We start from the raw sequence: 25390 nt of genomic DNA, 5'->3' as shown, positions 1-25390 counted from the left end.
GTCATGACCGTCCAGCCTCCGGAGCCCTCTCCGCGTCCTGTTCCGTCCGGCGAGTTGCGTGCTTCGCACGACGACCGGGACGCGACGGTGGAACGGCTGCGCGACGCGGCGGCCGAGGGGCGCATCGACCTCGACGAGCTGGACACGCGCCTGGAGCAGGCCCTGACGTCCAGGACCTACGCCGAGCTGGCCGCCCTGACCGCTGACCTGCCGCAGCCCAACTCCACACCGGACCAGCCGCCCTTGGTCCTCAAGGGCGGCCTGTCCGGCGTCTCCCGAGGCCCCGGACGGTGGGACGCGCCCGGGCATGTGATCGCCCACGGCGGCCTCGGCGGTGTGAAGCTCGACTTCACCCGGGTCGAGTGCCGCCTCCCGGAGATCGTGGTCGAGGCGTACGGGGAGACGGCCGGTGTCACGATCGTCCTCCCCGACGGCTGGGCCGCCGACACCGGCGGCATCGACCCCGGGACCGGCGGTCTGAAGGACCGGACGACCCCCGACCGGCTCCCGGGTACCCCCCTGGTCCGGCTCACCGGAGCCGGCGGCCTGGCCGGCGTGGTGATCCGCCACCCCAACCGCCGCGAACGCCGCAAACTGGAGGCCAACCCGGCGCCCCAAGAGTGTCCGTGAGCTTGTAGGTCGCTCATGCTCCGCACGTCCGGGCTTTGCCGTCGAGCTGGAGGAGGTCGCAGGCGATGAAGTGCGCCGGCATCTTGCGGGCGAGGCGGGCGGCCGTCCGGCCTCCGGAGACGGCTCGCCGCTGGAGCGCCTCGAACGACATCTGGCCCTCCACCCACACGATCAGCTCGCCATCGGGGACCAGGCCGTCGGGCGGGTGCGCGGCTGCGGCCACGAGATCGGGGACGCGGCTGTGCATGAGGCTGCCGCAACGGGACTGGATCAGCAGCGGGCCGCGCGTCGGCCATGGGGTGAAGACGAGCGCCCGGTAGCCGTCGAACTTCGGCTGAAACCGCAGCTCCCCGGGCAGCGCACCCGGCGCGGGCACCGTGTCAGGGGCCTGCGCCAGCATCGGTTCCACCGGCGGCCGAAGGACCATACGTCCGGTCTACGGGCTGCCCGGCGTCCCCGCGATCGGGCGCAGCCACCGGTGTCGAGCGAGCTGGGCCAGGCAGGACTGCCGAAGACACGTTCGCCTCTTCTGAAGCCCTCGACCATGCGCTCGAGCAGGAGCGAGGGCGACGTCCGCTCACGCGGCCTCGTCCAGGCCCGGCAGGAACACCTGACCGCCGGAACGAACCCGGACGCCCGGACGTACCGCGGCCCCGACCAGAGCCATCTGATCGGGGCCGCGGTAGAGAAACGGGCACCGGGCCCAGGGAAATCAGCCGGGGGCGCGGCGCTGCGCCCATGAGCTGGTGAGCTGACCGCCCGCGGATTGTGTCCCTACTTCCGTGCTCTGGACAGGTAGGGGGCGATGGCGAGAGCCAGCGCGGCGGTTGTCAGCAACGTGCCTCGCATGCCGTCGCCGTCTATGAAAGCGATCACTGCCAGGACCATCAAGACAATGGCTGCCAGTCCTGCGAGCACTCGTCCTGCTAGAAGCATTGGTTCTCCGCTGCGTCGATGGCTCCCGCGGCTCCGGCTACGAGAGCTCCGGCTGCTGCAAGGCTCGCTCCGGCCGTCGATGGGGCAGTAATTGCCACCCCTGCTAGGCCGAGTCCAGCTCCGACAAATGTCAGACCGGCCTTGAGGCAGTTGCTGCGCGTGTCCAGCCCGGTGGGGTCGGTGTGGTTGATGGGGTCACCTTGGGCGTAAAGGTAGAGATTCACCTCTTGGCCGCTGGGGTCGGGTTGGGTGAAGCGGGCGGTGTTGGGGTCGTAGTAGCGGGCGCCCATCTTGTGCAGCCCGGTGGGGTCGGCGTAGGCGCCGGCGAAGCGGTAGGGCTGGGGAATTGACTCGGTGATGGCGCGGGCGCGGCCGGTGGGGTTGTAGGCGTAGGTGTGGGTGCGGGCACCTTGCTCGTCGACGAGGCCGAGGATGTTGCCGGTCGCGTCGGTGAGGTAGTAGTAGCTTTTGCCCCCGGTGCGCATGGAGTTGAGTGTGCCCGCGGGTTCGCGGATGAATCCGGTGTCGACTCCGGCGGTGGTGGTTCCGGTCAGGCCCAGGGCGGTGTGGTGGAACCAGGTGTCGCCGAGCTTGGTGCGCTCGCTGTTGTCGGTGCCAGCGTGGACGGCGTCGCGGGCGGTGCCGGAGGTGGTGATGGTGGTGAGCTGGCTGTGGTCGCTCCAGGTTTCGCTGGAGCGGGCGAAGCCGGTGCCGGGGGTGGCGGCGAGTTCGTTGCCGGACTTGTCGTAGGCCCAGCCGTCGGTGGAGCCGCCCTTCGAGATGAGCTGGGAGGCGTCGTTGTAGCCGAAGGTGGGAGTGGTGGGGCAGGTCGCGGCGGAGGAGTCGTAGTGGGTGAGGTTGCCGGCCTTGTCGTGGCAGTACAGCCAGGATGCCTGCTTCACTCCTGAGGCGTTGGCTTCCTTGGCGTACTGCAGGCGGCCCTGGGAGTCGTAGGTGTAGCTGGTGGTGAGCTTGGTGGCGTTGTCGGTGCGGGTGCGGATCTTCGTGCCGTCGGTGCCTGCGCCGGGGCCGTAGCCGTAGGTGTAGGTCAGGTCGACCAGGGTGGTGGTGCCCGAGGTGGTCTTGATGGCCTCGGGGCGGCTGGACTCGTCGAGGGTGACGGTCTGGGTGGTGCCGCCGGGGTAGACGGTCTTGGTGCGCTTGTCGTTGTTGTTGTAGTCGTAGTCGGTCTTCTTGCCGGCCGGATCGGTCAAGAAGTCGAGACGTCCTGCGGCGTCCCAGGTGTAGTCGGTGGTGCCGTTGGGGTCGGTGTAGTAGTCGATCTCCCCGCCAGGCGTGTACGCGAGGATCGTCTGCGCGCCCTTCTGGAGGGTACGGGTGGCTTCGCGGTTGAGCTTGTCGAAGGTCCAGACGGTGGTGCCCGAGGCGTCGGTACGAGAGGTGAGGTTGCCGTCCCCGTCGTAGGTGTAGGCCACCGCCATGCTGGTGGAGGACACCTTCTTGACGCGGTCACGCGTGTCGTAGTCGTACACGCTCTTGATGCCGCGGCCGTCGGTGACGGTCTCCACCCGGCCCAGGCCGTCGTAGGTGTAGGTCACGGCCCCGAGCGGGGCGGGCGGGGTGACCTTGGCCAGGTTGCCCTTGGTGTCGTACGTGAAGGAGGTGACCTTGCCGTTGGCGTCCTTGGACGTGCACCGCTGGCCCTCGAACCCACCGCACGTGGGGGTGGCCTTGTTGTACGTGTACGACCTCTGACCGCCGGCCGTCCCGGTGGTGGTCACCGTCTCGGTGTTGCCGTTGGTGTCGTAGGTGTAGTCCTCCTTCTGACCGTCCGGGGCGCTGAAGCTCTTGGGCAGATCGGTTCCGGCGATGGTCTGATAGGCGGAGACGTCTGCCGTCGCTCCGGTCGGCAGCTTGGCGGAGGAGGGGTTGTTGCGGGCGTCCCAGCCGTAGGCGGTGATGTTCCCGCCGGTGCCGCCCGTCCCGGTGCCCATCGCGTCGGTGGCCGTCTGCACCAGGCGGTTCTTGTACGTCTTGGACCGCGAGTGGCCGAGCGGGTCGGTGACCTTGGTGATCTCGCCGTCGGCGTTGTGCGTGTGGACGGTCTTGTCGCCGTCGGGGTCGGTCACCGTGGTAGTCCCCGCTGCGGACGGGGTGGCGCCGGAGTAGTCGTAGCGCCAGGTCGGCCCGGTGTGGCCACTGCCGTTCGAACCAGTCACGCGCTGCACCGACCTGACCCGGTTGTGGGCGTCGTAGGTGAACAGCGTGACCGTGCCCTCGGGTGTGGTGACCTTCGTGACGCGACGCGAGGTGTCATAGTCGTACGACGTCGTCTTGCCCGCCGTATCGGTGGCCTTGGCGATCTCCCCGGCTGGGTTGAGGTCGAAGACGGCGGTTCGGCCGGTGTGGTCCTTGGCCTGCCACTGCGAGGCGTCGGTCTTGACCAGGTCGATCCAGCGACCGGAGCGGGTCTCGGTCAACTTGAAGCCCTTGTGCTCGGCCGTCTCGTCGTACTGATCGACGGTGATAGTGCCCTTGTTCTTGTCCGTGACCTTGGTAAGAGTGCCGTGGGCGTTGTAGGTGTCTTCGGAGCCGGACTTGCGGTCGGTCAGGGTGTAGGTGCCGTCCGCGTTCTTCGTCAGGTCCTTGGAATAGCCGGCCGGGGTGGTGAACGTGCCGTCGGCCTTCTTGATGAAGCGTATGGCGTCACCGGTCGCGTCATGGATCACGACCTCCGCCGGGAGGATCTGAGCGTAGCGCTCGTAGCCCTGCCACCACCGCTGGGACATCTTGCCCCAGGCCGCGTCGAGTGAGTTGTAGGTGCGGGTGAGCTGCAATTGCCTGCCGACACCGGCGATGCTGAAGTCGGTCGCCGCCAGCATCAGGTTGCCGTTGGACAGGTTCACCCGCGCGACCAGAGCATCGTGCAGGCGCGTGTCGGAGAACTGGTGCCAGGGAACCTGCCCCTGCCCCTCAGGCACATACGTCGTCTCCGCGGCACTCGCAAGAGTGCCGCTGCGTGTGGCCGGTGCGGTCGGCGTCCCGCCCGCCGCGCGGATCTCCTGGGCTGCGCGCCACGCCGCGACCTCGGCCGAAGGCTCGGCCTCCGGCTCGGACGCAGGAGCACGGGTCTGACCCGACGGAGTGGGCGGCGCGGTGACCGGCTTACCCGGCGTGGTCCACGGGGACGTGGGCTTGGGCAGCTCGGGTTCGGGCATCGGCGCCGCCAGCGCCGGCACACCGGGCACCACCAGACACACGGTCGTCATCGCAGCGGCGAAGGCGTAACGAGAACTTCTGCGGGCACGCCGAAGAGACGTGCCCGAGGCACGGGAATGCATCAACTTCCCCCCACAGGAAGAGTCGCCACCGTGACCCCACTGGCCACGCGGCGCACACAACATTCCACAATTTGTTCACGCGACGCTTGGGGCTGCCCTCGAACTACTCGTACACACGGGCGATTTCAGGTCAATCACACAGGGGGTGTGTGCCTGTGCAAATCCTTGCCAGGGAGCAACCTTTGCCGGGTGCGCGCTTGCGAGAGGCGCTGCACAGACCGTCCGGAATGTTCTCATCGGCCACCCCGCTTCGGAGTCGGGTCCGGGAGCAAGGGCTCGATCCGCGCCCACTCTGCGTCAGTCAACGGCACACCCGACCAGCGATCAGATGATCGGAAAGTGGCGGACTAATCGCCAGAGAAGGCAAGGTGCAGGTCTCTGTCCACGCGGCAGCGCAGGCCCCCAGGCCAGTAGCGTCGAGATGGCCTGGCTCTCGGTGCCTCGCAGCCGAGCAAGATCCGAACCTTCAAGCTCACGCACCATGCGGTCCACGGCATCACCGCGCAGCAGGGTCTCCCCGTAAGGATCTACGTCAGCCAGGGTGGGCAAACGGTGCCGGCCCAACGCTGCCAGGGCCGCCCAGAGCTCGTCATCGACGACCATCCGCTCAACTGCCCCCGTCGCGGGGCGCGGCCCTGCCTTCCGTCCGGTCCGAGCGGTTGAGACCCCCCGCCGCAGCTCGATGACAAGCGTCATCACACCCCCTCGTTGGCCCTCGGACCGTCAATCTCGTTGCCCCTCGGGCCGTCAATCTTACCGAGCAGCAGCTCACCTTCATGATCCGAACGAGACTGCCTGGGTCGTCTCCGGACTGACGGATGGGTCGTGGGCGTTGGTTGCTCCGTTGCTGGCGCCGGGCCGGATGGGCCGGCCCGTTCGGCACCGGCGCCAGGTCGTCAACTGAATCTTGTGGAAGCTGTCCGTTCCCGCCGTGCCATCATGACTGGGGCGACGAGGCGGAGTGCGGCCTGATAGGCGATGGCGAGCATGTCCGCTTGCACGGCCAAGTCGCGCTACTGCGACAACAGACTGATACAACGCTCGACCGCGTTGCGTTGCTCATGCGGCTCGGAGTCGAAAGCCGGTGGGCGACCGCCGGACGTTTGTGGGCGGTCTGCAACGAGCGGAGCTCGTCGGGATGGTCCGCCAGGGTTGACAGGTGAGGTACTTTCCACGCGATGGCCAGCAGGGTCGGTGGTGATCGGCCCACCGCGGACCGGATCGGGCGGCATCAGCGGCTCGATCCAGTCCCACATCCCATGACTGGCAATCGGACGGGTACATCCGACCAACCGACCAACCGAGCAAAGCGACACACTCTAGTCCCACTGGTTCTCGCCCAGGGACGTGACCGGCTTGGGCTTGCCGATCACGGCCAGGGCGGTGAAGAAGCTTATCTGGCCGATGGCGACGGTGAGGGTGGCCAGCGCCTTGTTGTCGTAGTGCTGCGCCACCTCCGCGTACAACGCGTCCGTGACGCGCTCCCGGCCGTGCGGGGCGGGCTGGAGGGTCGCTTCCACCAGCGCGAGGGCGGCGCGCTCGGCGGGGGTGAAGCAGAGCGCGTCCTGCCAGGACGAGACGGCGGTGATGCGCTCCTCGGTCTCGCCGGCCTTGCGCAGGAAGCTGGTGTTGAGGATGGTCAGGTACGTGTTGTGGGCGATCTGCCCGGCGCGTAGATGGATCAGGTTGATGGTGGTGCGCGGCACCGACTGGTTGCCCGTGGCGCGGAAGAGCGCCGCGCTGACGTCGCTCAGCTCGGGAACGAACCTGGCCGGGTCCTCCATCCGCGAGATGGAGGCGGCGGCGGTGGCGGTACTGGCAGTCATCGAGACTCTCCTCGTTCATCGGTTAGCGTCCTTCACACGACCGACGGATCTCGCGACGAGGATGTGACAGGTGAACGGGGACGTTTTTCTGGCCGAGCGCTTCGATGCGGAGCGGCCCCACCTACGGGCGGTGGCCTACCGGATGCTCGGCTCGCTCAGCGAGTCCGAGGACGCCGTCCAGGAGACCTGGCTGAAGCTCGACCGCAGCGATGTGAGCGGCGTGAAGAACCTGGGCGCCTGGCTGACGACGGTCGTCGGCCGGGTCTGCCTGGACATGCTGCGGTCCCGTACCACTCGCCGCGAGGACCCGCTGACCGAGCCGGACGACCGCGTCCGGATACCCGACCCCGTCATCAGCGGCCTGCCGGCCACCGACCCCGAGCAGGGCGCCCTGATCACGGACTCGGTGGGGATCGCGCTCATGGTCGTCCTGGAGACCCTGTCCCCGGCGGAGCGGCTCGCCTTCGTCCTGCACGACATGTTCGACGTGCCCTTCGACGAGATCGCCCCGCTCCTCGGCCGGACCTCCGCCTCCACCCGCCAGCTCGCCAGCCGCGCCCGCCGCCGCGTCCGGGGCGCCACGCCACCCGCCGACACGGACGTCACCCGCAAGCGCGACGTGGTGGACGCCTTCCTCCGGGCCGCGCGCGGCGGCGACTTCGACGCCCTGCTCGCCGTCCTCGACCCCGCCATCACGGCCCGATCCGACGGCGGCACGCTCCTGCCGTGCCACACCCGCCGGGGAGCCGGCGACGTGGCCTCCCAGGCGATCACCTTCGCCCGCTACGCGCTGGACGCACGCGTGGTGCTGGTCAACGGCTCCCCGGGCGTGGTCTCGTACGGCGAGAACGGTCGCCCGCTGTCGGTGATGTCCTTCACGATCCGGCACGGCCGGATCACCGCACTCGACATCCTCACCGACCCGACGCGCCTGGCCACCCTCCCCCTGCCCGCCTGACGGCACCGGCCCCCGCCACCACAGCAGTTCGCACCTCGCGCACCGAAACGTCCTGACGGCACGGTGAGTTGACGGATAGTCGGCATCCGCCCGGGCGCCGGCGCTCAGGCGGACTCGGCCGAAGTCCCGCCGCCGGCGGCCTTCTCCGGCCGGCCGGCGGCGTCGTCCGTGGCCAGGCGGAAGCTGCTCAGCCCCGCCGCCAGCGCCGCACGGTCCGCCGCCGGCATGGTGGAGATGACGTCCAGCAGCGCGGCCTCGCGACGGGCACGGAGGTCCTGCAAGTACGTTTCGCCACGCTTCGACAGGCGCAGCTCCAGCTCCCGGCGGCTGGCCGAGCTGGGGGAGCGCTCCACGAAGCCCAGGGCGTCGAGCCGGTCGCACATCCGGCTCACCGAGGAGGGCGCCGACTTGAGCACGTCCCCCAGGGTGCGCAGGTTGATCGGCTGGTCCCGCTCCAGGATGTACAGGACCCGCAGCTGCGAGGTCGAGACGGGCGCCGGCGAGGTGGAGTCCCGCCCCTTGCTCCAGAGCACCTCGAGCAGTTCGATGACCTCTCGGGCGGAATGCGCGGCGGCATCCCGGTCGGCGCGTGAAGAGGTATCGGCATGCATGTCATCAACTGTGACACTTCGCAACGCCCTTGTCAGTCTCTGAGACACGGGACTCCTCATTCAGCGTCGGGCGTGCCGGTCGGCGGAGACGACCCAGCCTAGGGCACCCGGCGTGCCCGGTGCGAGGGGCCCCGGCCGCCCGCGCCGGGGGCCCGTACGGGTCACACGAGGCGGACGGCGAGGGCGAGAGTGTCGTCGTGGTGCAGGACGCGGGTGAGCAGCTCGGCCGCGATGGCGCCGGGGATGCGCGCGGTGCTCTCGCGCCGGTGGCGCCGGGCGGACTGGAGCAGCAACTGCTCTCCCCGGCGCAGATCGCGGCGGTTCTCCGTGAGGCCGTCCGTGTACAGGACCAGCAGGTCGCCCCGGTGCAGCCGCGTGCGCAGGACCCGCTCGCTGCCGGGCTTGGGGTAGCCGATGCCGCGCCCGCGCACCTCCAGGAACTCGGCGGTTCCGTCGGGGCGGACGAGCAGCGCGGGAGGGTGGCTGCCGTTGGCCAGCCGCAGGTCGCCGGTGCGCGGGTCGAGCCGCGCCAGGAGCACGGTCGCCATCACCCGGGGGTCGAACGGTGTCAGGAGCCGGTCCGTGCGCTCCACGATCGTGTCGAGCGGATGGCCTTCCAGCACCAGGGTCCGTACGGCGTGCGTCACGGTCAGCGCGGTACGCGTACTGGTGACCCCGTGCCCGAGCGCGTCCACCACGGTGATGTGGACCGTCCCGTCCGGCAGGGCGAACCAGTCGTACAGATCCCCGCCGGTGGGATCGTCGACCCCGGCCGGGGCGTAGTGGACGGCCAGTTCGAGACCGGCCACCTCCAGCGGCCGGGGCCGCAGCGCGTCCTCCAGGGCGCGCAGCGTCCGGCCGTGCGCCCGGCGCAGATGCTCGTCCCGCTCCTCCAGCTGGACGAAGAGGGCCATCACGCCGTTGTTGGTCGCCGCCAGTTCGTGCTCCAGCCTGCGGTGCTCCGCCGCCAGCGCGTCGGCACGGGCCATCGCCTCCCGCAGCTCCTCCTCCAGCAGGGAGTGATCGGTCACGTCCCCCGCCGGGCGCGCGGGCGCCGGCGGATCCGCGGGGCGGGGGAGCGGCGGCGTACGGGAAGGAGGCACCCTCGCGGGCCGGCCGTCGACGGGCAGGGACCAGACCAGCGAACCGTCGGCGTCGGCGCGGCCCGGCAGCGGCAGCCGCTCCGGCTCCCGCCAGGCCCCCGTGCCGCGTACGGGGGCGCGCAGGGTGATCACCAGCAGCGCGGTGCCCTCCGAGCCCGCGGAACGATGGCCGGTGGCGACCGTCACCGTGACCGCCTGCCCGCCGCTCAGCGCGGGCGCGCTCGCCTCACTGAGCGACAGGACCAGGCGGGCGCGGTGCTCGGCCGTGAGGCGGTGCGACAGCGCGATGCCCCGTGCCGTCCGCCGTAATTCCGTCAGGGTGCTGAGGGTGTAACGCGGCATGTCGCCCCTTGTGAGGCGCCGAAGGCGAGGGCGGTGGCGTCATCGCGGCGACGGCGGTGGCTGTGGATCAGCGAGGCCACCAAGAGCGGCGGTGGCAGTCGCAGGTGTACGGCGGAGGCGTCCCGTATCCACCGGTGATCGACCCCGCCGGTGTGCACCAGGACGACGGAGTCCGCCTGCCACGGCACGGTCCCGGTGCGCGGCGGCGGCATCCCGTGCCCCACGACCCCCGGCCGGCCGGCCGGCTCCGGCTCCACCCCGCGCGGGGAGAGCGCCAGGACCCGGATGTCGCCCACCACGCAGTACTCGGCGCGGTCGGCGTGCGTGCGCACCAGCGCGGCGGCCGCCCCGCTCGTGTGGCGCAGCGCCCGGTCGAGCGCCGTCATGATCTCCGGCAGCCCGTGATCGGCGAGGGGCCGGAAGGTCCGTACGGCGCGCTGAACCGCCCCGGCGGCCTCGGGCCCGTCGCCCTGCCCGTCCAGGACCAGCCCCGTCCATGTCTCCCCATGGCGTACGAGGGCGTGACTGTCGCCGCACTCCGCCCGGCCGTGGGCGGGCAGGCTCAGCGCGCCCACGGCCGCCGGCTGTTCCTGGGGGAGCCGGGGGTCGGCGATCCAGGCGTGCGCCAGCGTGCCGTACCCGGCGCCGGAGCGGATCGTGAAGTGGCTCGCGATCCGGCGCATCGCGCCCAGCCCCGCCCCGAGCGTGTTGGTGGTGGTGTACCCGTCGGTGAAGCTCTGGTCGAGGTCGCGGATGCCGGGCCCCCGGTCCACGCCGAAGATGTCCATGCCGCGGCCGACGGCGGCGGGCTGGAGGTACAGGGCGCCGTTGCGGGCGTGCTTGTCGATGTTGCTGGCCAGCTCGCTGGCCAGCACGGCCGCCCGGTCCGGCAGCCCGCCGGGCAGCCCGCAGGCGCGGGCCATGGCACCGGCCTGGGCCGCCGCGACCTGGACGGCGCTGTGATGGTCGATGGGCACGTGGACGGCCGGCGGGCGGCCCGGCGCCTGGGCGGGCGTCACAGGGGCCGGGCCCAGCGGATCGCGACGACGGTGGTGCCCCGCCCCGGGGCGGTCCGGACGTCGAACTCGTCCATCAGGCGCCGGGCGCCGCCCAGCCCGTGACCCAGCCCGGCACCGGTGGTGTACCCGTCGGTGAACGCCTCCTCGACGTCCGGGATCCCCGGCCCCTGGTCGCGTACCGACAGCTGGAGCCCGGTCCGGCCGTCCCGCCGCACGGTACGGATCTCGCATGTCCCGCCGTGCCCGTGGATGTAGGCGTTGCGGGCCAGTTCGCTCGCGGCGGTGACGATCCGGGTCTGGTCGACCAGGCTGAAGCCGAGGCGCAGGGTGGCGGCGCGTACCGCGTGGCGCACCGCGAGCAGGTCCTCCTCGGACCGGAGCGGGTGCGTGGCGCCGTCCCCGTCCTCGTCCCCGTCCCGTACGCCGCCGACGCCCTCGCCCGCTCCGGCCCCGTCCACGACGGCCCCGGCCCCGTCCACGACGGCCCCGGACCCGGGCACGGCGTCTTCGGAACCAGGCGTTCCGGATGGCGCTCCGGTGTCCTCGGCCGCCGTCCGGACGTCCTCCAGATCACGGTGAGGGGACATCGGCAGCCCCTTCCCGAGGCAGGCCGTTCCGGTACCAGCCCAGCATGGACATGCCCTGCTCGGCGGTGAGCGCGGTCTCCACCCCGGTCAGGCGCAGCCCCAGCTCCACCAGCGTGATCGACACCGCGGGCCGCATCCCCGCCACCACCACGCGGGCGCCCAGCAGGCGGGCGGAGGCGGTCAGTTCCATGAGCGTACGGGCGACGAACGAGTCGATGATCTCCAGCCGCGAGATGTCGATCAGTACGCCCCGCGCCCGGTCGGCGACGACACGCTCGGTCAGCTCCTGGGTGAAGGCGACGGCAGTCTTGTCGTCCAGCTCGCTGAGCATGCCCGTCACCAGCACGTCGCCCAGGCGCAGGATCGGTACGCCCGCACCGGCCGGGGCGCTCACCGGAGCGCCGGGGAGCCGGCCCGCCGGGCGGTCCCGCCGGTCAGCGTCATCGCGGCGGCCAGCGCGTCGGCCAGGGTCGCCCGGGTCTCGATGGCGGAGAGGTCGATGCCGAGCTGGGCGATGATCTGGGCGATCGGCGGGCGGATGCCGCTGATCAGGCAGTCCGCTCCCATAAGGCGTACGGCGTTGACCGTCTGCATCAGATGGTGCGCCACGGCGGTGTCCACGGTGGGCACACCGGTGATGTCGATGATCGCCGCCTGCGCCTCGTCGCGCTGGATGGCCTCCAGGAGGTTCTCCATCACCACCTGCGTCCGCGCGGTGTCGAGCGTGCCGATGAGTGGGACCGCCAGGATGCGGTCCCACAGGCGTACGACCGGGGTCGAGACCTCCAGCAGCTGCCGGCCCTGGCGGCTGATGATCTCCTCGCGCCCCTCCACGTACGTCTCGAAGGACAGGGCACCGGCGGCGTCCAGGAGGCGGTTGACCAGCAGCGCGGCGGTGTAGAGGGTGCCGGCGTCCTGAGTGGACCGCTGCACGGCCTCCAGCAGGGCCTCCTTCAGCGCCAGTACGGCGAGGGAGGTGGCCGTCGGCGTGGCGCCGCCGCGCGCCCGGCGCAGCGACAGCTCGACGATCGCCCGGTGCAGTACGGGGTGCGTGGCGACCACGCGCTCCTCGGGCTCCGCGCTCTCCAGGCCCGACCGCAGGGCGTCGACCAGCAGGTCGGCCTCCTCGCGCAGCTCGGCCTCGGTGATCCCGGTGCCGAGGACCGCCTGCTCCAGCTGCAACTGCACCCAGCGATCGGCTACCTTGTCAGGCGCCTCCCGCAGGGCCGCGAGGACATGGATGCGAGCCTCGGGCCCACTGGCGTTCATGACCATCCACCTTCGCAATAGTTGTCGCGCGGCAAATATACCCGTACCCAGGCCGCCGCAGGGACCCCGCCGCTCGCAGGAATGCGGCAGCCCCGGCCGGGCACGAGCAGGGAAGCGAACCGGCGGCGACGCCGGCGACGGGCGACAACGGGCGAGGAACGGGCGCCCCGAGCGGCACATGAGCGACGGCCACACACAGACACCCGGGACAGGCGTGCAGAAGAGCAGGGCGGCGCCCCGAGGCGACGCGGACGCGGCGAACGCGGCGGCCGCACTGGTCGCCCTGTGGGAGTACGTGGCGCTGCGCGCCCCCGATCCCGTACCCCGCCTGGGCCTGCGGGCCCTGGCCGCCGTGGAGCGGTCCGAGGAGCTGGGGCTCACCGAGCTGGGAAGGGCGCTGGACATCACCCCGGCGTCGGCCAGCCGCCTCTGCGGGCGCCTGGAGACGGCCGGGCTGCTGGCCCGGCGCCCGCACGCCGTGGACCGGCGCAGGGCGGTGCTGGCGCTGACGCCGGAGGGGGTCGAGGCCGTCGAGGAGATGCGGTCCCAGTACGCCCGGGTCATCGCGGCCGCGCTGCCCCGCTCCGACGACCGGCTGCATGCCGCCAAGGAGGCCTGCGAGATGGCCCTGGCCCGGCTGCGCGAGGTGGCGTCCTTCGGCTGGAGCCGCCGCGACACCTGAGCCGACCCGTGTCCGGTGTCCGGGCCGCGCCACACCCGCCAGGACCCGCCGGCGCCGCCGAGCCGTCCGCCTGCCGGACCGCCGGTCCCGCCGCGCCGACCACCCGACGGGCCGCCGGGCCCGAGGGGCGGGGGATTGGCGGCACGGGCCGTGACGGTGGCGCAATAGTTGTCGTTTGACAACTGTGCACCCAAGGAAACACTCTTACCTGGTGCTGGCCCCCTTCGTGCTCCGCCCCGCGGTCGCACGCCCGAGCAACTATGGCAGGTGAAGCCGTGAAGCGGACTCCACGCCGACCACGTCCGCCGTCGGTCAGGCCGTCTCCGCCGCGTCGTCACTGCCTTCGGAGGCGGCGCCTTCGACGGCGAGACGGAAGCTGCTCAGCCCGGCCGCCAGCGCCGCGCGCTCCGCGGACGGCATGGCGGAAATGACACCCAGCAGGGCGGCCTCGCGGCGCGTGCGCAGGTCGGCCAGGTAGCTCACCCCGCGGGCGGACAGGCGGAGTTCCAGCTCCCGCCGGCTGGACGAGCTGGGGGAGCGCTCCACGAACCCCAGGGCGTCGAGGCGGTCGCACATCCGGCTCACCGAGGAGGGCGCCGCCCCCAGCACCTCGCCCAGGGTGCGCAGATTGATCGGCCGGTCGCGGTCAAGGACGTACAGCACGCGCAGCTGCGAGGACGACACCGGGGCCGGCGACGCCATGTCGCGCCCCTTGTTCCACAGCACCTCGAGCAGCTCGATGACCTCCCGGGAGGCACTCACGGCGGCGTCCCGGTCGGCGCCTGGGGAAGTCTCGCCAGCCATGCCCCCAACTGTGACACTTTGCAACGGCCTTGTCAGTCTCTGCGACATATCAGGCCATCTACTCCTTCTTCTCATTCATCCCGAACAGGTGGTAATTCAACGGTGGACAGATTTTCGGCTGTGGAACGCGCGCTGCGAGGTGCCCCCGCTCACGCCCTCTTCGAAGCGGTACGGGACGCCCTCACCGCCTCCTACACGGCCGTCTCCGTCGACCTGCTCATGGCCGATTACGCGATGACCATACTGCAACCGGTCAACGCGCTCCCCTACACCGCGCAGCCCGTCTCCGTGCACGGCAGCCCTCCGGGACGGGCCTTCGGATCCCAGCGCCCCCACGTGGAACGGCCTCCGCGCACCGACGAGGTCGTCGCGCACTTCCCCGTCAGCGTGCGCGGGGAGCGCATCGGGGTCCTCACCGTCCGCCTGCCCGGTGATCAGTACACGCCGGAGACCGAGCGGGAGCTCCAGGACGTCGCCGAGGTCCTGGGCCACGAGATCGTCGTGGCCGAGCGCGACACCGACCTCTACCTCCAGGCCCGCCGCGCGAACCGGCTCACCCTCGCCGCCGAAATGCAGTGGCAACTGCTCCCGGGCCGCTCCTGCGCGAGACCCGAGTACGAGATCGGGGCCCAGCTGGAGCCCGCGTACGCGATCTACGGGGACAACTTCGACTGGTCCGCCTCCGCCGACCACCTGACCCTGACCGTCACCAACGGCATGGGCCAGGGCACCGAGGCCGCCCTCCTCACCAGCCTGGCCGTCAGCGCCCTGCGCAACGCCCGCCGCGCCGGGCTCTCCCTCGTCGACCAGGCGTTCCTCGCCGACCAGGCCATCTATGGCCACTACCACGGCGCCGCCCACCTCTCCGTCCTCCTCCTGCGCTTCGACCTGGCCACCGGAGAGGTGGAGATCGTCGACGCCGGCTCGCCGAAGATGTGGCGGCTGCGGCAGGGCAAGGCGGAACCCATCGAGCTCGAGCCGCAGCTTCCGCTCGGCATGTTCGAGGACACCATCTACACGGCCCAGCCCTTCAGCGTGCTGCCCGGCGACCGCCTCTTCTTCCTCAGCGACGGCGTCTACGACGTCGCCTCACCCGCCGGGGAGCGCTACAGCGAGACCGCCCTCACCCGGGCCATGACCGCGACCCGCCTCCTGCCCCCGTCCCAGGTGCCGCGCGCGGTCCTCCACGAGCTCGCCGGGCACCGCGGCCCCATCGACGCCGCCGACGACGCCATGGTCGTCTGCCTCGACTGGCACGGCCGCCCGGCCGCGGACGCCTGAGCGCGAACGCCTGAGCGCGAACGCCCCTCGGCCCCCCGCCCCGGCACCCGACCGCCCCGCGCGCCCGACGCCGATCGTCCGGCACCCCGGTGCTGCCGGCCCGGCCGGGCGTCCCGCCGGGCGCCGGGCCGGCCTTGTTTGCCCCGGGGGCCGCGGGGAAGGGTTGACCCGTCCCCGGAAACACGGCTCCCCGTCCGGTGGCACCGGCCGCCGGCCGGCGCAGAATGGTGAAGGGTGCAGCGGAGCTGTCCCGCACCGCGGCCCTCCGTGGAACAGGTGGTAATCCGGCGTTGGACACACCCAGGGACGTGGAACGCGCCTTGCGCTCGGCGGAGCCGCACGGGCTGCTGCCGGTGGTGCGCGACGAGATCACCGACCGCTACGGCGCGACCTCCGTCGACCTGCTCATGGCCGACTACGCGATGACCATGCTGCAACCGGTGCCCGCCCTTCCGTACGCGGTGGAACCCATCCCGGTCAACGCCAGCGCTCCCGGCCGCGCGTTCGCCAGCCAGGAGCCGCACGCCGAGACCGACCAGTTCTCCTCGCTCGTCACCCTGCACCTCCCGGTCAGCGTGCGCGGCGACCGCATCGGGGTGCTCAGCGTGTGCCTGCCCGCCGAGCGGCACACCCCCCAGGTGGTGCGGGAGCTGCAGGAGATCGCCGAGATCCTCGGTTACGCGATCATGGTCGCCGAGCGGGACACCGACCTCTACCTCCAGGCCCGCCGCGCCACCCGGCTCACCCTCGCCGCCGAGATGCAGTGGCAGCTCCTGCCCGGCCGCTCCTGCTCCCGGCCGCAGTACGCGCTCGGCGCCCAGCTGGAGCCCGCGTACGCCGTCTACGGCGACAACTTCGACTGGTCCGCCACCGCGGATCACCTCACCCTGACGGTCACCGACGGGATGGGCGAAGGCATCGAGGCGGCCCTCCTCACCAACCTCGCCATCAACGCCCTGCGCAACGCCCGCCGCGCCGGGCTCTCCCTGCCCGACCAGGCGTACCTCGCCGACCAGGCCGTGTACGGGCACTACCGCGGATCCGTCTACCTCTCCACCCTGCTCCTGCGGTTCGAACTCGCCACCGGTCAGGTCGAGATCGTCGACGCGGGATCCCCCCGGGTGTGGCTCCTGCGCGACGGCGTCGTGGAGGAGATCTCCCTGGAACCGCAGCTGCCCCTCGGCATGTTCGAGGACACGCCCTACACCACCGAGCACATCCAGGTGCGGGCCGGGGACCGCCTCGTCTTCCTCAGCGACGGCGCACACGACGTCGCGTCCCCCTCCGGTGAGCGGTACGCCGAGAAGGCACTCGCCCGCGCCCTGCTCAGCACCCGGCTCCTGCCGCCCTCCCAGGTGCCCCGCGCCATCCTCCAGGAGCTGGCCGGGCACCGCGGCTCCGCCGAGGCCCTGGACGACGCCGTGGTCGTCTGCCTCGACTGGCGGGGCGGCCCCTGAGCGCGCCCGCGGGCGGCGCCGTGGGGACGCCGGAGGCAGGGCCAGGTCGGAGGGGCGGTGAACCCCGGCGTACGCTGCGGACATGAGCGAGACTCGTGCCCTTTTGCGGCGCATACGTGCCTGGTTGGTGTTCTTCATCGTCTGCCTGGTGCTCAGCGGGGTGACGGCCTTTCCGCTCGTCACCGAAGTCGGCCTGATGGAGGACGCGTTGAGCGGCTGGGCGTCCCCGGTCGCCGACGCCCTGCCCTCCCTGCGGGAGTGGATCGAGCGCGTGGGAGCCGGTCTCGACACGGCCGACCAGCGCTACCCCTTCCTCCTCTACGGCACGGACTGGCTCGCCTTCGCGCACCTCGTCATCGCCGTCGCCTTCTACGGCCCCTACCGCGACCCCGTCCGCAACATCTGGGTCATCGAGTTCGGCATGATCGCCTGCGCCGGCATCATCCCGCTCGCCCTGATCTGCGGACCCATCCGGGGCATCCCCGTGTGGTGGTCGGTCATCGACATGTCCTTCGGGGTGTTCGGCATCGTCCCGCTGCTGGTCGTACGACGCCTGATCAAGCGTCTGGAGGCGCTGACCGCCCCCGTGACCGGAGCCCGGGTCCTGACCGCCTGATCGGCCCGGCCGGGGTCCGAAGGGCCGGACCGGCGTACGCGGCATTACGGCCGGTCAGCCCGCCGAGCCGCCACCGCACGCGGGAACCGGGCCGGTGGCGCCGTCCCGGAGCGCGGCGAGGTCCAGCGGCGGCAGCCGGGACAACTCGGCCCTGGCGGCGCGCATGGCGGTCGCGTGGCGCGAGGTGCCGAGGAGGGCGCTCAGCGCCCCGGCGATCTCGTCGCGCCCCGCCGTGACGTCCAGCGACCGCCCCAGGCCGCGGCCGCTGAACGCGGCGGCGTTGCCGGGCTGGTCGGCCAGAACGCCCATGCTCAGCACCGGTGTTGCCGCCTGCACCGCGTCGAGCAGCGAGGCCCGGCCCGCGTGCGTCACGAACGCACCGGCCCGGTGCAGGAGCGCGGGCTGCGGGACGCGCGTGACGACCGTGATGTGCGGACCCGCGCTCGGCAGGCGGGGCGCCAGGTCGCCCGCGGACACGATCGCGTCGCAGTCGAGGGCACGAACGGCGGCCATGACCTCCCGGTAGACGCCCTCGGCCACCGTGCGCAGGCCGGACATCGCGGTGGCAAGGGTGCCCAGGCTCACGTACACGAGCGGGCGCGAGGGGCGCAGCGCCACACCCGGGTGCCGGAACGGGGCGGTACGGAACGCCGGGAGCGTGCGCCGGACCGCACGCGCCGAGGCCGGGGGCGCCGGGAAGAACCAGGGGAGCGGCGCGGGCGAGAGCATCGGGGGGAGCGTGGGGGAGTCCTGCCCGTACCGCTCGTACAGCGGAAGCAGCGCGGGCGCGACATGCGTGTCCCAGAGGTCCACCAGCACCGGCCCGAGGCCGTTGTCCGCCGCCACCAGCGGCAGCCGCAGGACCCTGGCCGCGAGGTGCGCGCCCGGGTCGCTGCACTCGGCGATCACCAGATCCGGCCGGTCCCGGCGCCACGCGCCGATCAGGTCACGGGCTTTCACCGCGGCCTGCCGGGGCCAGAGGCGGCCGAAGACGTACCGGTTGAAGGCGGCGTTGCCCTGGCTCCTCCACACCCGGCCGGCGGCCCTCTGGAGCCCGGGATCGCACGTCCAGTTCACCCCGGCGGCACGGAAGTCCGCCCGGCGCCGCCGGACCTCACGGCGGAACATGGGCGGCGCGTACACGGTGACATGGTGACCCTGGCCGAGGGCCGGGCCGACGACGTAGTCCAGGGCGGACACGTGGGACGGAATCGGTTCGGCGGTCACCGCTGTCCGTAAGGTCACGGAAGCACTCCAAGCAGAGGTCGGCGGGTCGAGTCCCGGACACCGGACACCCGTGGCCCGGCCACCACCGAGGCTGCGCCCTCCCGGCCGCTCGCCGCCACCGCCCCCGGCCGGCGCGGGACACGGGAACATTCGCACCGCCTGTGACCAGCGCAGACGCAGGCCGCCTGGAACGCCGTGCGGGAACGCGGGAAGGCCCGGGACGGAGCCCGAGGGACCGGTCGGCGGTCGGCTCGGGCAGCAACCGGGGCGCCGAGCCTGACGATCGGGGTGCGACCGTCCCCCGATCGCGGGAGCGGGCGGGAAAACGGCTCGGGCGGCGCGCGTGCGGTGAGCACGAGCGCCGCCCGGGCGACGCGAGAGCGAGGAAAGCGGAAGAACTCGTATCAGAGAGGAAGGAGAAGGAAGCCCTTCCATGGCCTCGCCACGGGCAACGCTAGCACTCAGCCGGGGATCAGGTCGCGCAGATTTCCGGGGGTGACGACCCGCGACGCCGGGTGCAGGCCGTCGGGGCGCTCGAGGCCCACGTACATCACGGGCTCGTCCGGGACGGGCGTGCCGTCCCACAGGTCCACGGTGGTGCCGTCCCGGTCCATCAGGCCGATCAGGTACCCCACGGTCAGCTGCTCGCGCTCCACGAGGGCGCGCACCACCGTGGACACCGACAGCTGGTTCTCCTCGACCCGGTTGGCCGACGAGATGCCCCGCAGGTACAGGTGCAGCCACTTCGCGCGCCACCGGCCGTCGTCCTCGCGCCGGAACACCAGCGGCAGCGCCACCCGGCCCACTCCGCGCAGCTCCGACTTCATCCGCACCGTACGCGGCTCGAAGGGCCGCCCCTTCTGCTCGCCGTCCCGCACCATGAACCCGAAGAAGGACTCCTCGGCCTCGTCGAAGCCCTCACCGGCGTAGATGTTGACCTGCGGCACGATGAACGTGCTCCGCACCCGGTCCAGGGACAGATTGATGAACTCCGAAGCCCCGTCGGGCGCCTCGGTGATGTCGCCCGAGTGCACGCCCCCCACGGCCTTGAGCGAGGTGTAGGAGAGCCAGGAGTCGGTGCTGTAGTCGGCGTGCAGGAGCAGCGCGGAGAGGTCGTAGTCGGTCCGCCGCGCGCTCTCCTTCCAGTACACGAAGAACCGCAGCTCGTCGCCGCCGACCGCCGACACCGACCCCCGTGGCAGCACGCCGAGCCCGGACGCGGTGGCCCGGCCGCTGAGGGGGAGGGCCACGTCCAGGACGTCCGGGTCGACCAGCAGCCGGCCGGGCGCCGGGAGGCGGCGGCGCAGCTCGGCGTCCAGGGCGCCGATCAGACGGTCGCGGTCGGCGGCCGGCACCGGGGGCCGGTGGTCGGGCGACACCCACGCCCGGCCGCGCCGGTTGACGAAGATACGGGGCGCACCGGTCTCCGCCGCCCGGTTGTGGAGGTGTTCGCGCACCGAGAGCACCACCCGGCCGGAGACCTCCGGCGCGGCCCGCACCGCCGCGGCCACCACCGCGTCCCGCTCCTCCTGGTCCGCGGCGACGCGCAGCAGCAGGTCCAGCGCGCGGAACAGCCTGCCCGGCGCGGACGCCAGCAACCGCACCGCACCGAGCACGTCGAACGCGTCGAGCCGCTCCTCGACACGGCTCTCGAAGGACCGGGCCTCCTTCTCGCCCCGCGCCACGGCGAACACCTCGGCGGCGTGCGGCCACCGCGGGTACTCGTGCGGATGCAGCCGCTCGCCCAGCCGCTTGAAGGGCTCACGGTGCGCGTGCACATCGGAGAGCTTCCCGGGGCTCGCCGCGACCACGGTGTCCAGCCCCGCGAGCAGGGCGCGGCGGACCGGCCGCGAGAGCGCCCGGAACCGCGTCGGTTCCTGGAGTGTCACATCGCCCCCGGACAGCACACAGGCCAGCCGCAGCACATCGGTGACCGTGTCGAGGAGCAGGCCGGCGCCGGCGGTGAGCCGGGCCGCGTTCACGACCGCCCGGTTCTCCCGCACCGGGATCGCCTCGGGCTGCGGGCCGGCCGCGCACCGCGCGGCGAGCACCGAGAGGTCACGCAGGTCGTCCTCGCCCAGCGGAGTCGTACTGCCCGCCAACGCCAGGTACAGGTCCGTGAGTTCGGCGTCCAGCTCCCGCCCGAGGTGCAGGACGGTCACCCGGTCGCCCGCCGAGGCGATCAGCTCGTCCTGCGCCGCGAGCATCTCCTCGTACGTGTGCTGGTACCGCCCGTACGCGGGGAGGCTGAGCAGGTTCAGCACCCCCTGGGTCAGCTGGGTCAGCACGTTCTCGCGCGCCGCCCCGTCGTCGAGCGCCTTCGCGACGCACCGCATCCAGAACTCCTCGGTGTCCGGAACGTTCGCCGGGAAGTCGATGAAGTACGCGTTGTGCCGGACGTGGTCACCCACCATCTCGCCCACGGTGGCGAGCGTCCGCCGGGCGGTGTGCACGACCGCGGCCTCGGACAGCCCCGACAGCCGCTCCAGCAGCTCCACCGAGAGCTTGAACCCCACCGACGCCAGGGCCGCGTCGAACTGCCGCGCGGCGACGGCACCTTGCCCGGCCGAGCCCCTCGGGCTGGGGACGCGGTGGGTGTGCCGGATGACCAGTGATTCAAGACCGTGCGCCATCCGGGGATGATCGCAGAGGCGCCCGGGACGGCGCACCGGAGTTTTCGCGCCCGTCCCCCGGTCCGGCGCCCTTCAGCCGATGCGGGCGAGGAAGGCGAGCACGCGCCGGGTGACCTCCGCCGCGGCCCGTTCGTCGTACGTCGGGAGGCTGCTGTCGGTGAACAGGTGCCTGTCCCCGGGGTAGAGGAACAGCTCGGCGTCGGCCGCCGTCCCGACGAGCGCGCGGGCCGCCTCCACATCGCCCTCCCCGGCGAAGAACGGATCCGCGTCCATGCCGTGGACCTGGACCGGGACGTCCCGGGGCCAGGCGCCGCCGAACTCAGCGACCGGGACGCACGCCTCCAGCAGCACCGCGCCCTTCGCACCGGGGCGGGTCTGCGCCAGCTTCTGCGCGGGCAGCACGCCGAGCGAGAACCCGACGAGGACGAGCCCGGTGGGCAGCCCCTCGGCGGCCCTGCCCCCGCGCTCGATGAGCGTGCCGAACCCGGCCTCCGCGGCGTACCCGACGCCCTCCTCCAGGGTGCCGAACACCCGCCCCTCGAACAGGTCCGGGGTGTGGACGGTGTGCCCGGCCCGTCCGACCCGCTCGGCGAACGCGCGGACACCGGCGGTCAGTCCGTGCCCATGATGGAAGACCAGCACCTCGGCCATGTCGCTCTCCTCGTCACCGGGGCGCCCGGGCGGCGCCCGGCACGAGTATGGCCCGAGGCGGCCGGAGAACGGCTGGTCGGTGCCGCCGGCGAGAGGGGGATGCGCCGGAGCGCCCACTCCGCCCGGCGTACCGGCACTCCAGGGGATGGTCCGGTCCGCGCGCCCCGGCGCACGATGCGCGGCGGCGACGACCAGGTCCGAGAGGGCTTGGTGGTGGTCGTACGGAGGTCAGGCGCCGGGCCCGGTGCGCGACGGCCCCCGGCGGCGGGGCACCGGGACCGACCGCAGGGAGGGCCACGGGATCAGGGCCTCGACCCGGCCGGCGGGCGCACCGCCCCCGGGCGAGGGGGAGGGGACGGCGGGCAGCCGCACCACCGCGTCCACCCCGCCCCGGGCGGCCTCCTCCAGCGCGGCACGCCCGCCGCTCGCCACCGCGAGCCGCTGCACCAGCGGCAGGCCCAGACCGCTGCCGCCCTCGCCGGCACCCGGGGCGCGCCAGAACCGGTCGAAGGCCCGGTCCCGGTGCTCGGGCGGCATGCCGGGGCCCTCGTCCAGCACATGCAACTCGGCCCAGCCGGGGCGCTGTTCGCGGGCGCCCCGGCGCGGTGGGCGCGGCGGGCGGCGGTCGACCAGCACCACCGAACCGGGCCGGGACACCCGCAGGGCGTTGGAGAGCAGGTTGTCCAGGATCTGCTCCACGGCACCCGGTACCGCGAGCGCCCGCCCCGCGTGCTCGATCCCCAGGGCCAGCCGGCAGCCCCGTTCCTCGAACACCGGGGCCCAGGTCCGCACCCGGTCGAGCGCGACGGCGTCGAGGTCGACGGCCACCGGCGTCGCGGCCTTCTCGTCCAGCCTGGCCATCGCCAGCAGCCCCTCGACCATGCGGGCCAGCCGTTCCGTCTCCGTCATCGCCGCCGTGAGACCCGGCCGGGCGCGGGGGGCCACGTCCGGCTCCAGGTTGTCCAGCCGCAGCCGCAGCGCGGCCAGCGGCGTCCGCAGCTGGTGCGACGCCTCACCGGCGAACGCGCGCTGCGCCTCCAGCAGGTGCTCCAGCCGCGCGGCGGTCTCATTGAAAGTGATCGCCAGCCTCCGCACCTCGGGCGGGCCGGTCGACGTGGCCAGGGTCGCCCGCGCCGACAGGTCGCCCTCGGCGAGGCGGGCGGTCGCCCGCTCCAGCTCCCGTACGGGCCGGCTCGTCCACCGGGCCAGCCGGAACGCCACGCCCGCCACGGCCGTCAGGGCCACCAGCCCCACCAGCGCCAGGGTCAGCCACACCCCGTGCACCCGCCGGTGCACCGTGCCGGTGGGGAAGCCGACCCGTACCGCGCCGAAGCGCGAGGCGCCCAGCGGCACCGGCGCGGCGGCGGACAGTTCCCGTACCCCGCCCAGAGCCGCGGTGCGGACCTGGGTGGCCGCCCGCCCGCGCAGCGCGGACCGCACCTCGGGACGGCCGGCCATGGCCCGCGTACCGGCGGGGGACAACGGGCCGGACGCGGCGGTGAGGCTGCCGTCCGGGCCGAACACGTACACGTCCCCGCCGATCCGCGCGGCGCAGTGCGCCACCCGGTCACCCAGGGCCGCGCCCCGGCCGCCCGCCACGGAGACGGCCGCGTACGCCGCGAGGGACTCCGCCTCGTCCTCCGCCGCCCGGGTCGCGCGCTGCTGCTCCGCCCGGCCGTAGACGATGCCCAGCGGCACCTCCAGGCACAGCAGCACCAGCAGGGCCACCGTCAGATGGCTCAGCAACAGCCGCCGGGTCATCCGATCGCCCGCCCGTCAGTCGTGCGCCGCCGGGACGACCAGGCGGAACCCCACGCCCCGTAACGTCCGGATCCAGCCCGGGTCGCCCAGCTTGCGGCGCAGCGCCGCCACATGGACGTCGAGGGTCTTGGTGGGCCCGTGGAAGTGCGGGTCCCACACCTCGGCCAGGATGCGGCGGCGCGAGCACACCGCGCCCGGGTCCTCGGCGAGCAGCGCCAGCAGGTCGAACTCCTTGGGCGTCAGCTCCACCAGGGCGCCGCCCACCCACGCCTGGCGGGTGCGGACGTCCACCACCAGCGCGCCCAGACGCCGCGGCTCCTCGGAGACCGGAACGTCCGGCTGCGCCACGGAACCGGAGCGGACCGCCCCGGGGAGGCCCGCCCCGGCGAGCGCCGCGGGGTCCGGGTGCGCCGCGGTGCTCCGGGTGCGACGGGTCACGGCGCGGATGCGGGCGATCAGCTCCCGCATGCTGAAAGGTTTCGCCAGGTAGTCGTCCGCGCCCATCTCCAGGCCCACCACCCGGTCCGCCTCCTCGCCCCGCGCGGTCAGCATGATGATCGGCACGTGCGAGACCTGCCGGATCCGGCGGCAGACGTCGATCCCGTCCATGTCCGGAAGGCCGAGGTCCAGCAGCACGATGTCCCCGAACGGCCCGGCGAGCGCGTCCCCGCCCGTCGCCACCCGCTCGACCGACAGCCCGTAGCGGGAGAGCCCCTCCGCCAGCGGCTCGGCGATGGTCGCGTCGTCCTCGATCAGCAGCACCCGCATGTGTGGTCCCGTCCCTCCGCTCAGCGCCGGGCGCACCGCGCCGCACGACGACCCGAACGCGCCACCACCTGGGCTTCCGGCGCCTGTTCGGAGTCCGCACCGTACCCCAGGACCCGGCCCCGGACCCGCCTCCGAGGGCGTCTTCGAGCGATACCTCACAGAGCGGGCCCGGCAGAGAACTGGACGGCCGCCGGCCACGTATTAACCAAACGCTTCCCTGCCGCTGGAAGAGGGGTTCCTAGGGTCGTCGGCACAGCCCGGGGCAGCACGGCGCACCGCACGGGTGCGCCCGGCGGCCCCGGAACCATGTCGACCAGGAGGACAGAGGACACATGCAGACCCTTCTCGACCACGCCCGCTCCTTCCACCGGCAGGTGGCCGACGCCGGGGACACCTACCGGCACCTCGCCGAGGGCCAGTCCCCGCAGGCGCTCGTCATCAGCTGCTCCGACTCGCGCGTCGTCCCCGCGCACATCACCGGCGCCCGCCCCGGCCAGATCTTCGAACTGCGCAACGCCGGCAACATCGTCCCCCCGCGCTGGGCCGCCGACGTGTCCGGCGAGGTGGCGACCGTCGAGTACGCCCTGGAGGTGCTCGGCATCCGCGACGTGGTCGTCTGCGGCCACTCCCACTGCGGGGCCATGAGCGCGCTCGCGTCCGGCGGCGACCTCTCGCTGCTCCCCGGCGTCGAGGCGTGGCTCTCGCTGGTCCGCCCCGCGCTGGCGCCCCGGGCGACGGAGGAGGACGGCGCCCTGGAGCGCCTGGTCCAGCTCAATGTGGTGCACCAGCTGGCGACGCTGGGCACCTACCCCGTCGTCCGCCGCCTCCTGGACGCCGACGACCTCCGGCTGCACGGCTGGTACTACCGCGTCGACACCGGCGTACTCCACGAACTGGGCGACGACGGCACGTTCGCCGCCCGCTGAC

22 protein-coding genes and 1 pseudogene are annotated in these 25390 nt (G+C 72.7%); 8 read left to right on the top strand and 15 right to left on the bottom strand.

From position 1 onward, the window contains the following. Nucleotides 1-3 precede the first annotated feature (3 nt). Entirely contained in the window at nt 4-630 is a 627-nt protein-coding gene (locus ACF08D_RS16245; protein ID WP_392223268.1) for a DUF1707 domain-containing protein, read from the top strand. Nucleotides 631-643: 13 nt separating this feature from the next. Here ACF08D_RS16245 and ACF08D_RS16240 read toward each other — a convergent pair whose 3' ends face one another. Next, nucleotides 644-1030 carry a hypothetical protein gene (locus ACF08D_RS16240; RefSeq protein WP_392224073.1) on the bottom strand — a complete coding sequence of 129 codons (387 nt, stop codon included), beginning with the start codon at nt 1028-1030 and terminating at the stop codon, nt 644-646. A 526-nt stretch (nt 1031-1556) separates the two neighbouring features. Next, a complete protein-coding gene (locus tag ACF08D_RS16235) occupies nt 1557-4796 on the bottom strand; it encodes an RHS repeat-associated core domain-containing protein (RefSeq protein WP_392223267.1) in 3240 nt (1079 codons plus the stop codon). Between the two features lie 883 nt (nt 4797-5679). Between ACF08D_RS16235 and ACF08D_RS16230 the strand changes: the two are divergent. Further along, a pseudogene (locus ACF08D_RS16230) lies at nt 5680-5769 on the top strand (IS5/IS1182 family transposase); the annotation flags it as partial. Nucleotides 5770-6187: 418 nt separating this feature from the next. On the opposite strand, the gene ACF08D_RS16225 reads toward ACF08D_RS16230, so the two are convergent. Further along, nucleotides 6188-6694 (bottom strand): carboxymuconolactone decarboxylase family protein, encoded by a 507-nt coding sequence (locus ACF08D_RS16225; RefSeq protein WP_392223266.1) that lies wholly within the window; start codon nt 6692-6694, stop codon nt 6188-6190. A 70-nt stretch (nt 6695-6764) separates the two neighbouring features. Here ACF08D_RS16225 and ACF08D_RS16220 point away from each other — a divergent pair, with 70 nt between their 5' ends. Next, a complete protein-coding gene (locus ACF08D_RS16220) occupies nt 6765-7652 on the top strand; it encodes a sigma-70 family RNA polymerase sigma factor (RefSeq protein ID WP_392223265.1) in 888 nt (295 codons plus the stop codon). Between the two features lie 104 nt (nt 7653-7756). Here ACF08D_RS16220 and ACF08D_RS16215 read toward each other — a convergent pair whose 3' ends face one another. From ACF08D_RS16215 to ACF08D_RS16190, 6 genes are all read right to left on the bottom strand, one after another. Then, on the bottom strand, nt 7757-8263 hold the full coding sequence (locus tag ACF08D_RS16215; RefSeq protein WP_392223264.1) for a MarR family transcriptional regulator: 507 nt from the start codon (nt 8261-8263) through the stop codon (nt 7757-7759). Nucleotides 8264-8424: 161 nt separating this feature from the next. Next, entirely contained in the window at nt 8425-9708 is a 1284-nt protein-coding gene (locus tag ACF08D_RS16210; protein WP_392223263.1) for a PP2C family protein-serine/threonine phosphatase, read from the bottom strand. Beyond that, on the bottom strand, nt 9681-10685 hold the full coding sequence (locus ACF08D_RS16205) for a SpoIIE family protein phosphatase (protein WP_392223262.1): 1005 nt from the start codon (nt 10683-10685) through the stop codon (nt 9681-9683). The genes ACF08D_RS16210 and ACF08D_RS16205 overlap by 28 nt, the downstream gene beginning before the upstream one ends. Before the next feature lie 38 nt (nt 10686-10723). Beyond that, a complete protein-coding gene (locus tag ACF08D_RS16200) occupies nt 10724-11314 on the bottom strand; it encodes an anti-sigma regulatory factor (protein ID WP_392223261.1) in 591 nt (196 codons plus the stop codon). Further along, nucleotides 11298-11708, bottom strand: a complete 411-nt coding sequence (locus tag ACF08D_RS16195; protein ID WP_392223260.1) for an STAS domain-containing protein — start codon at nt 11706-11708, stop codon at nt 11298-11300. Before ACF08D_RS16195 ends, ACF08D_RS16200 begins: the two co-directional genes overlap by 17 nt. Continuing rightward, a complete protein-coding gene (locus ACF08D_RS16190) occupies nt 11705-12583 on the bottom strand; it encodes an STAS domain-containing protein (protein ID WP_392223259.1) in 879 nt (292 codons plus the stop codon). The genes ACF08D_RS16195 and ACF08D_RS16190 overlap by 4 nt, the downstream gene beginning before the upstream one ends. Nucleotides 12584-12797: 214 nt before the next feature. Here ACF08D_RS16190 and ACF08D_RS16185 point away from each other — a divergent pair, with 214 nt between their 5' ends. Next, a complete protein-coding gene (locus tag ACF08D_RS16185) occupies nt 12798-13265 on the top strand; it encodes a MarR family winged helix-turn-helix transcriptional regulator (RefSeq protein WP_392223258.1) in 468 nt (155 codons plus the stop codon). 312 nt (nt 13266-13577) lie between these two features. On the opposite strand, the gene ACF08D_RS16180 is transcribed toward ACF08D_RS16185, so the two are convergent. Continuing rightward, nucleotides 13578-14069, bottom strand: coding sequence for a MarR family winged helix-turn-helix transcriptional regulator (locus ACF08D_RS16180; RefSeq protein ID WP_392223257.1), 492 nt, complete (start codon nt 14067-14069; stop codon nt 13578-13580). A 102-nt stretch (nt 14070-14171) separates the two neighbouring features. On the opposite strand from ACF08D_RS16180, the gene ACF08D_RS16175 reads away from it, so the two are divergent. From ACF08D_RS16175 to ACF08D_RS16165, 3 genes are all read left to right on the top strand, one after another. After that, the gene (locus ACF08D_RS16175) at nt 14172-15350 is read left to right on the top strand and encodes a PP2C family protein-serine/threonine phosphatase (RefSeq protein WP_392223256.1); all 1179 of its coding nucleotides are present in this window, start codon (nt 14172-14174) and stop codon (nt 15348-15350) included. Between the two features lie 290 nt (nt 15351-15640). After that, on the top strand, nt 15641-16807 hold the full coding sequence (locus ACF08D_RS16170; protein WP_392223255.1) for a PP2C family protein-serine/threonine phosphatase: 1167 nt from the start codon (nt 15641-15643) through the stop codon (nt 16805-16807). A gap of 82 nt (nt 16808-16889) precedes the next feature. Next, complete coding sequence (locus ACF08D_RS16165) at nt 16890-17423, top strand: hypothetical protein (RefSeq protein WP_392223254.1); 534 nt, start codon at nt 16890-16892, stop codon at nt 17421-17423. A 54-nt stretch (nt 17424-17477) separates the two neighbouring features. Here ACF08D_RS16165 and ACF08D_RS16160 read toward each other — a convergent pair whose 3' ends face one another. From ACF08D_RS16160 to ACF08D_RS16140, 5 genes are all read right to left on the bottom strand, one after another. Continuing rightward, complete coding sequence (locus ACF08D_RS16160; RefSeq protein WP_392223253.1) at nt 17478-18668, bottom strand: glycosyltransferase; 1191 nt, start codon at nt 18666-18668, stop codon at nt 17478-17480. A gap of 443 nt (nt 18669-19111) precedes the next feature. Further along, nucleotides 19112-21283, bottom strand: coding sequence for a TerD family protein (locus ACF08D_RS16155; protein ID WP_392223252.1), 2172 nt, complete (start codon nt 21281-21283; stop codon nt 19112-19114). Nucleotides 21284-21355: 72 nt separating this feature from the next. Then, on the bottom strand, nt 21356-21934 hold the full coding sequence (locus ACF08D_RS16150) for a dienelactone hydrolase family protein (RefSeq protein WP_392223251.1): 579 nt from the start codon (nt 21932-21934) through the stop codon (nt 21356-21358). 228 nt (nt 21935-22162) lie between these two features. Then, nucleotides 22163-23695, bottom strand: a complete 1533-nt coding sequence (locus ACF08D_RS16145; RefSeq protein WP_392223250.1) for a sensor histidine kinase — start codon at nt 23693-23695, stop codon at nt 22163-22165. Nucleotides 23696-23710: 15 nt separating this feature from the next. Then, entirely contained in the window at nt 23711-24463 is a 753-nt protein-coding gene (locus tag ACF08D_RS16140; protein ID WP_392223249.1) for a response regulator transcription factor, read from the bottom strand. Between the two features lie 332 nt (nt 24464-24795). Between ACF08D_RS16140 and ACF08D_RS16135 the strand changes: the two genes are divergently transcribed. Continuing rightward, complete coding sequence (locus ACF08D_RS16135) at nt 24796-25389, top strand: carbonic anhydrase (RefSeq protein WP_392223248.1); 594 nt, start codon at nt 24796-24798, stop codon at nt 25387-25389. Nucleotide 25390 lies beyond the last annotated feature (1 nt).

The organism is Streptomyces sp. NPDC015131 (assembly GCF_043079975.1).
Classification (GTDB): domain Bacteria; phylum Actinomycetota; class Actinomycetes; order Streptomycetales; family Streptomycetaceae; genus Streptomyces.
This window is presented reverse-complemented; position numbering and strand designations above follow the sequence as displayed.

Coding starts and splice junctions, on each gene's coding strand:
- ACF08D_RS16245 (WP_392223268.1), top strand. CDS start 4: ATGACCGTCCAGCCTCCGGAGCCCTCTCCGCGTCCTGTTCCGTCCGGC.
- ACF08D_RS16240 (WP_392224073.1), bottom strand. CDS start 1,030: ATGCTGGCGCAGGCCCCTGACACGGTGCCCGCGCCGGGTGCGCTGCCC.
- ACF08D_RS16235 (WP_392223267.1), bottom strand. CDS start 4,796: ATGACGACCGTGTGTCTGGTGGTGCCCGGTGTGCCGGCGCTGGCGGCG.
- ACF08D_RS16225 (WP_392223266.1), bottom strand. CDS start 6,694: ATGACTGCCAGTACCGCCACCGCCGCCGCCTCCATCTCGCGGATGGAG.
- ACF08D_RS16215 (WP_392223264.1), bottom strand. CDS start 8,263: ATGCATGCCGATACCTCTTCACGCGCCGACCGGGATGCCGCCGCGCAT.
- ACF08D_RS16210 (WP_392223263.1), bottom strand. CDS start 9,708: ATGCCGCGTTACACCCTCAGCACCCTGACGGAATTACGGCGGACGGCA.
- ACF08D_RS16200 (WP_392223261.1), bottom strand. CDS start 11,314: ATGTCCCCTCACCGTGATCTGGAGGACGTCCGGACGGCGGCCGAGGAC.
- ACF08D_RS16190 (WP_392223259.1), bottom strand. CDS start 12,583: ATGAACGCCAGTGGGCCCGAGGCTCGCATCCATGTCCTCGCGGCCCTG.
- ACF08D_RS16180 (WP_392223257.1), bottom strand. CDS start 14,069: ATGGCTGGCGAGACTTCCCCAGGCGCCGACCGGGACGCCGCCGTGAGT.
- ACF08D_RS16165 (WP_392223254.1), top strand. CDS start 16,890: ATGAGCGAGACTCGTGCCCTTTTGCGGCGCATACGTGCCTGGTTGGTG.
- ACF08D_RS16155 (WP_392223252.1), bottom strand. CDS start 21,283: ATGGCGCACGGTCTTGAATCACTGGTCATCCGGCACACCCACCGCGTC.
- ACF08D_RS16150 (WP_392223251.1), bottom strand. CDS start 21,934: ATGGCCGAGGTGCTGGTCTTCCATCATGGGCACGGACTGACCGCCGGT.
- ACF08D_RS16145 (WP_392223250.1), bottom strand. CDS start 23,695: ATGACCCGGCGGCTGTTGCTGAGCCATCTGACGGTGGCCCTGCTGGTG.
- ACF08D_RS16140 (WP_392223249.1), bottom strand. CDS start 24,463: ATGCGGGTGCTGCTGATCGAGGACGACGCGACCATCGCCGAGCCGCTG.
- ACF08D_RS16135 (WP_392223248.1), top strand. CDS start 24,796: ATGCAGACCCTTCTCGACCACGCCCGCTCCTTCCACCGGCAGGTGGCC.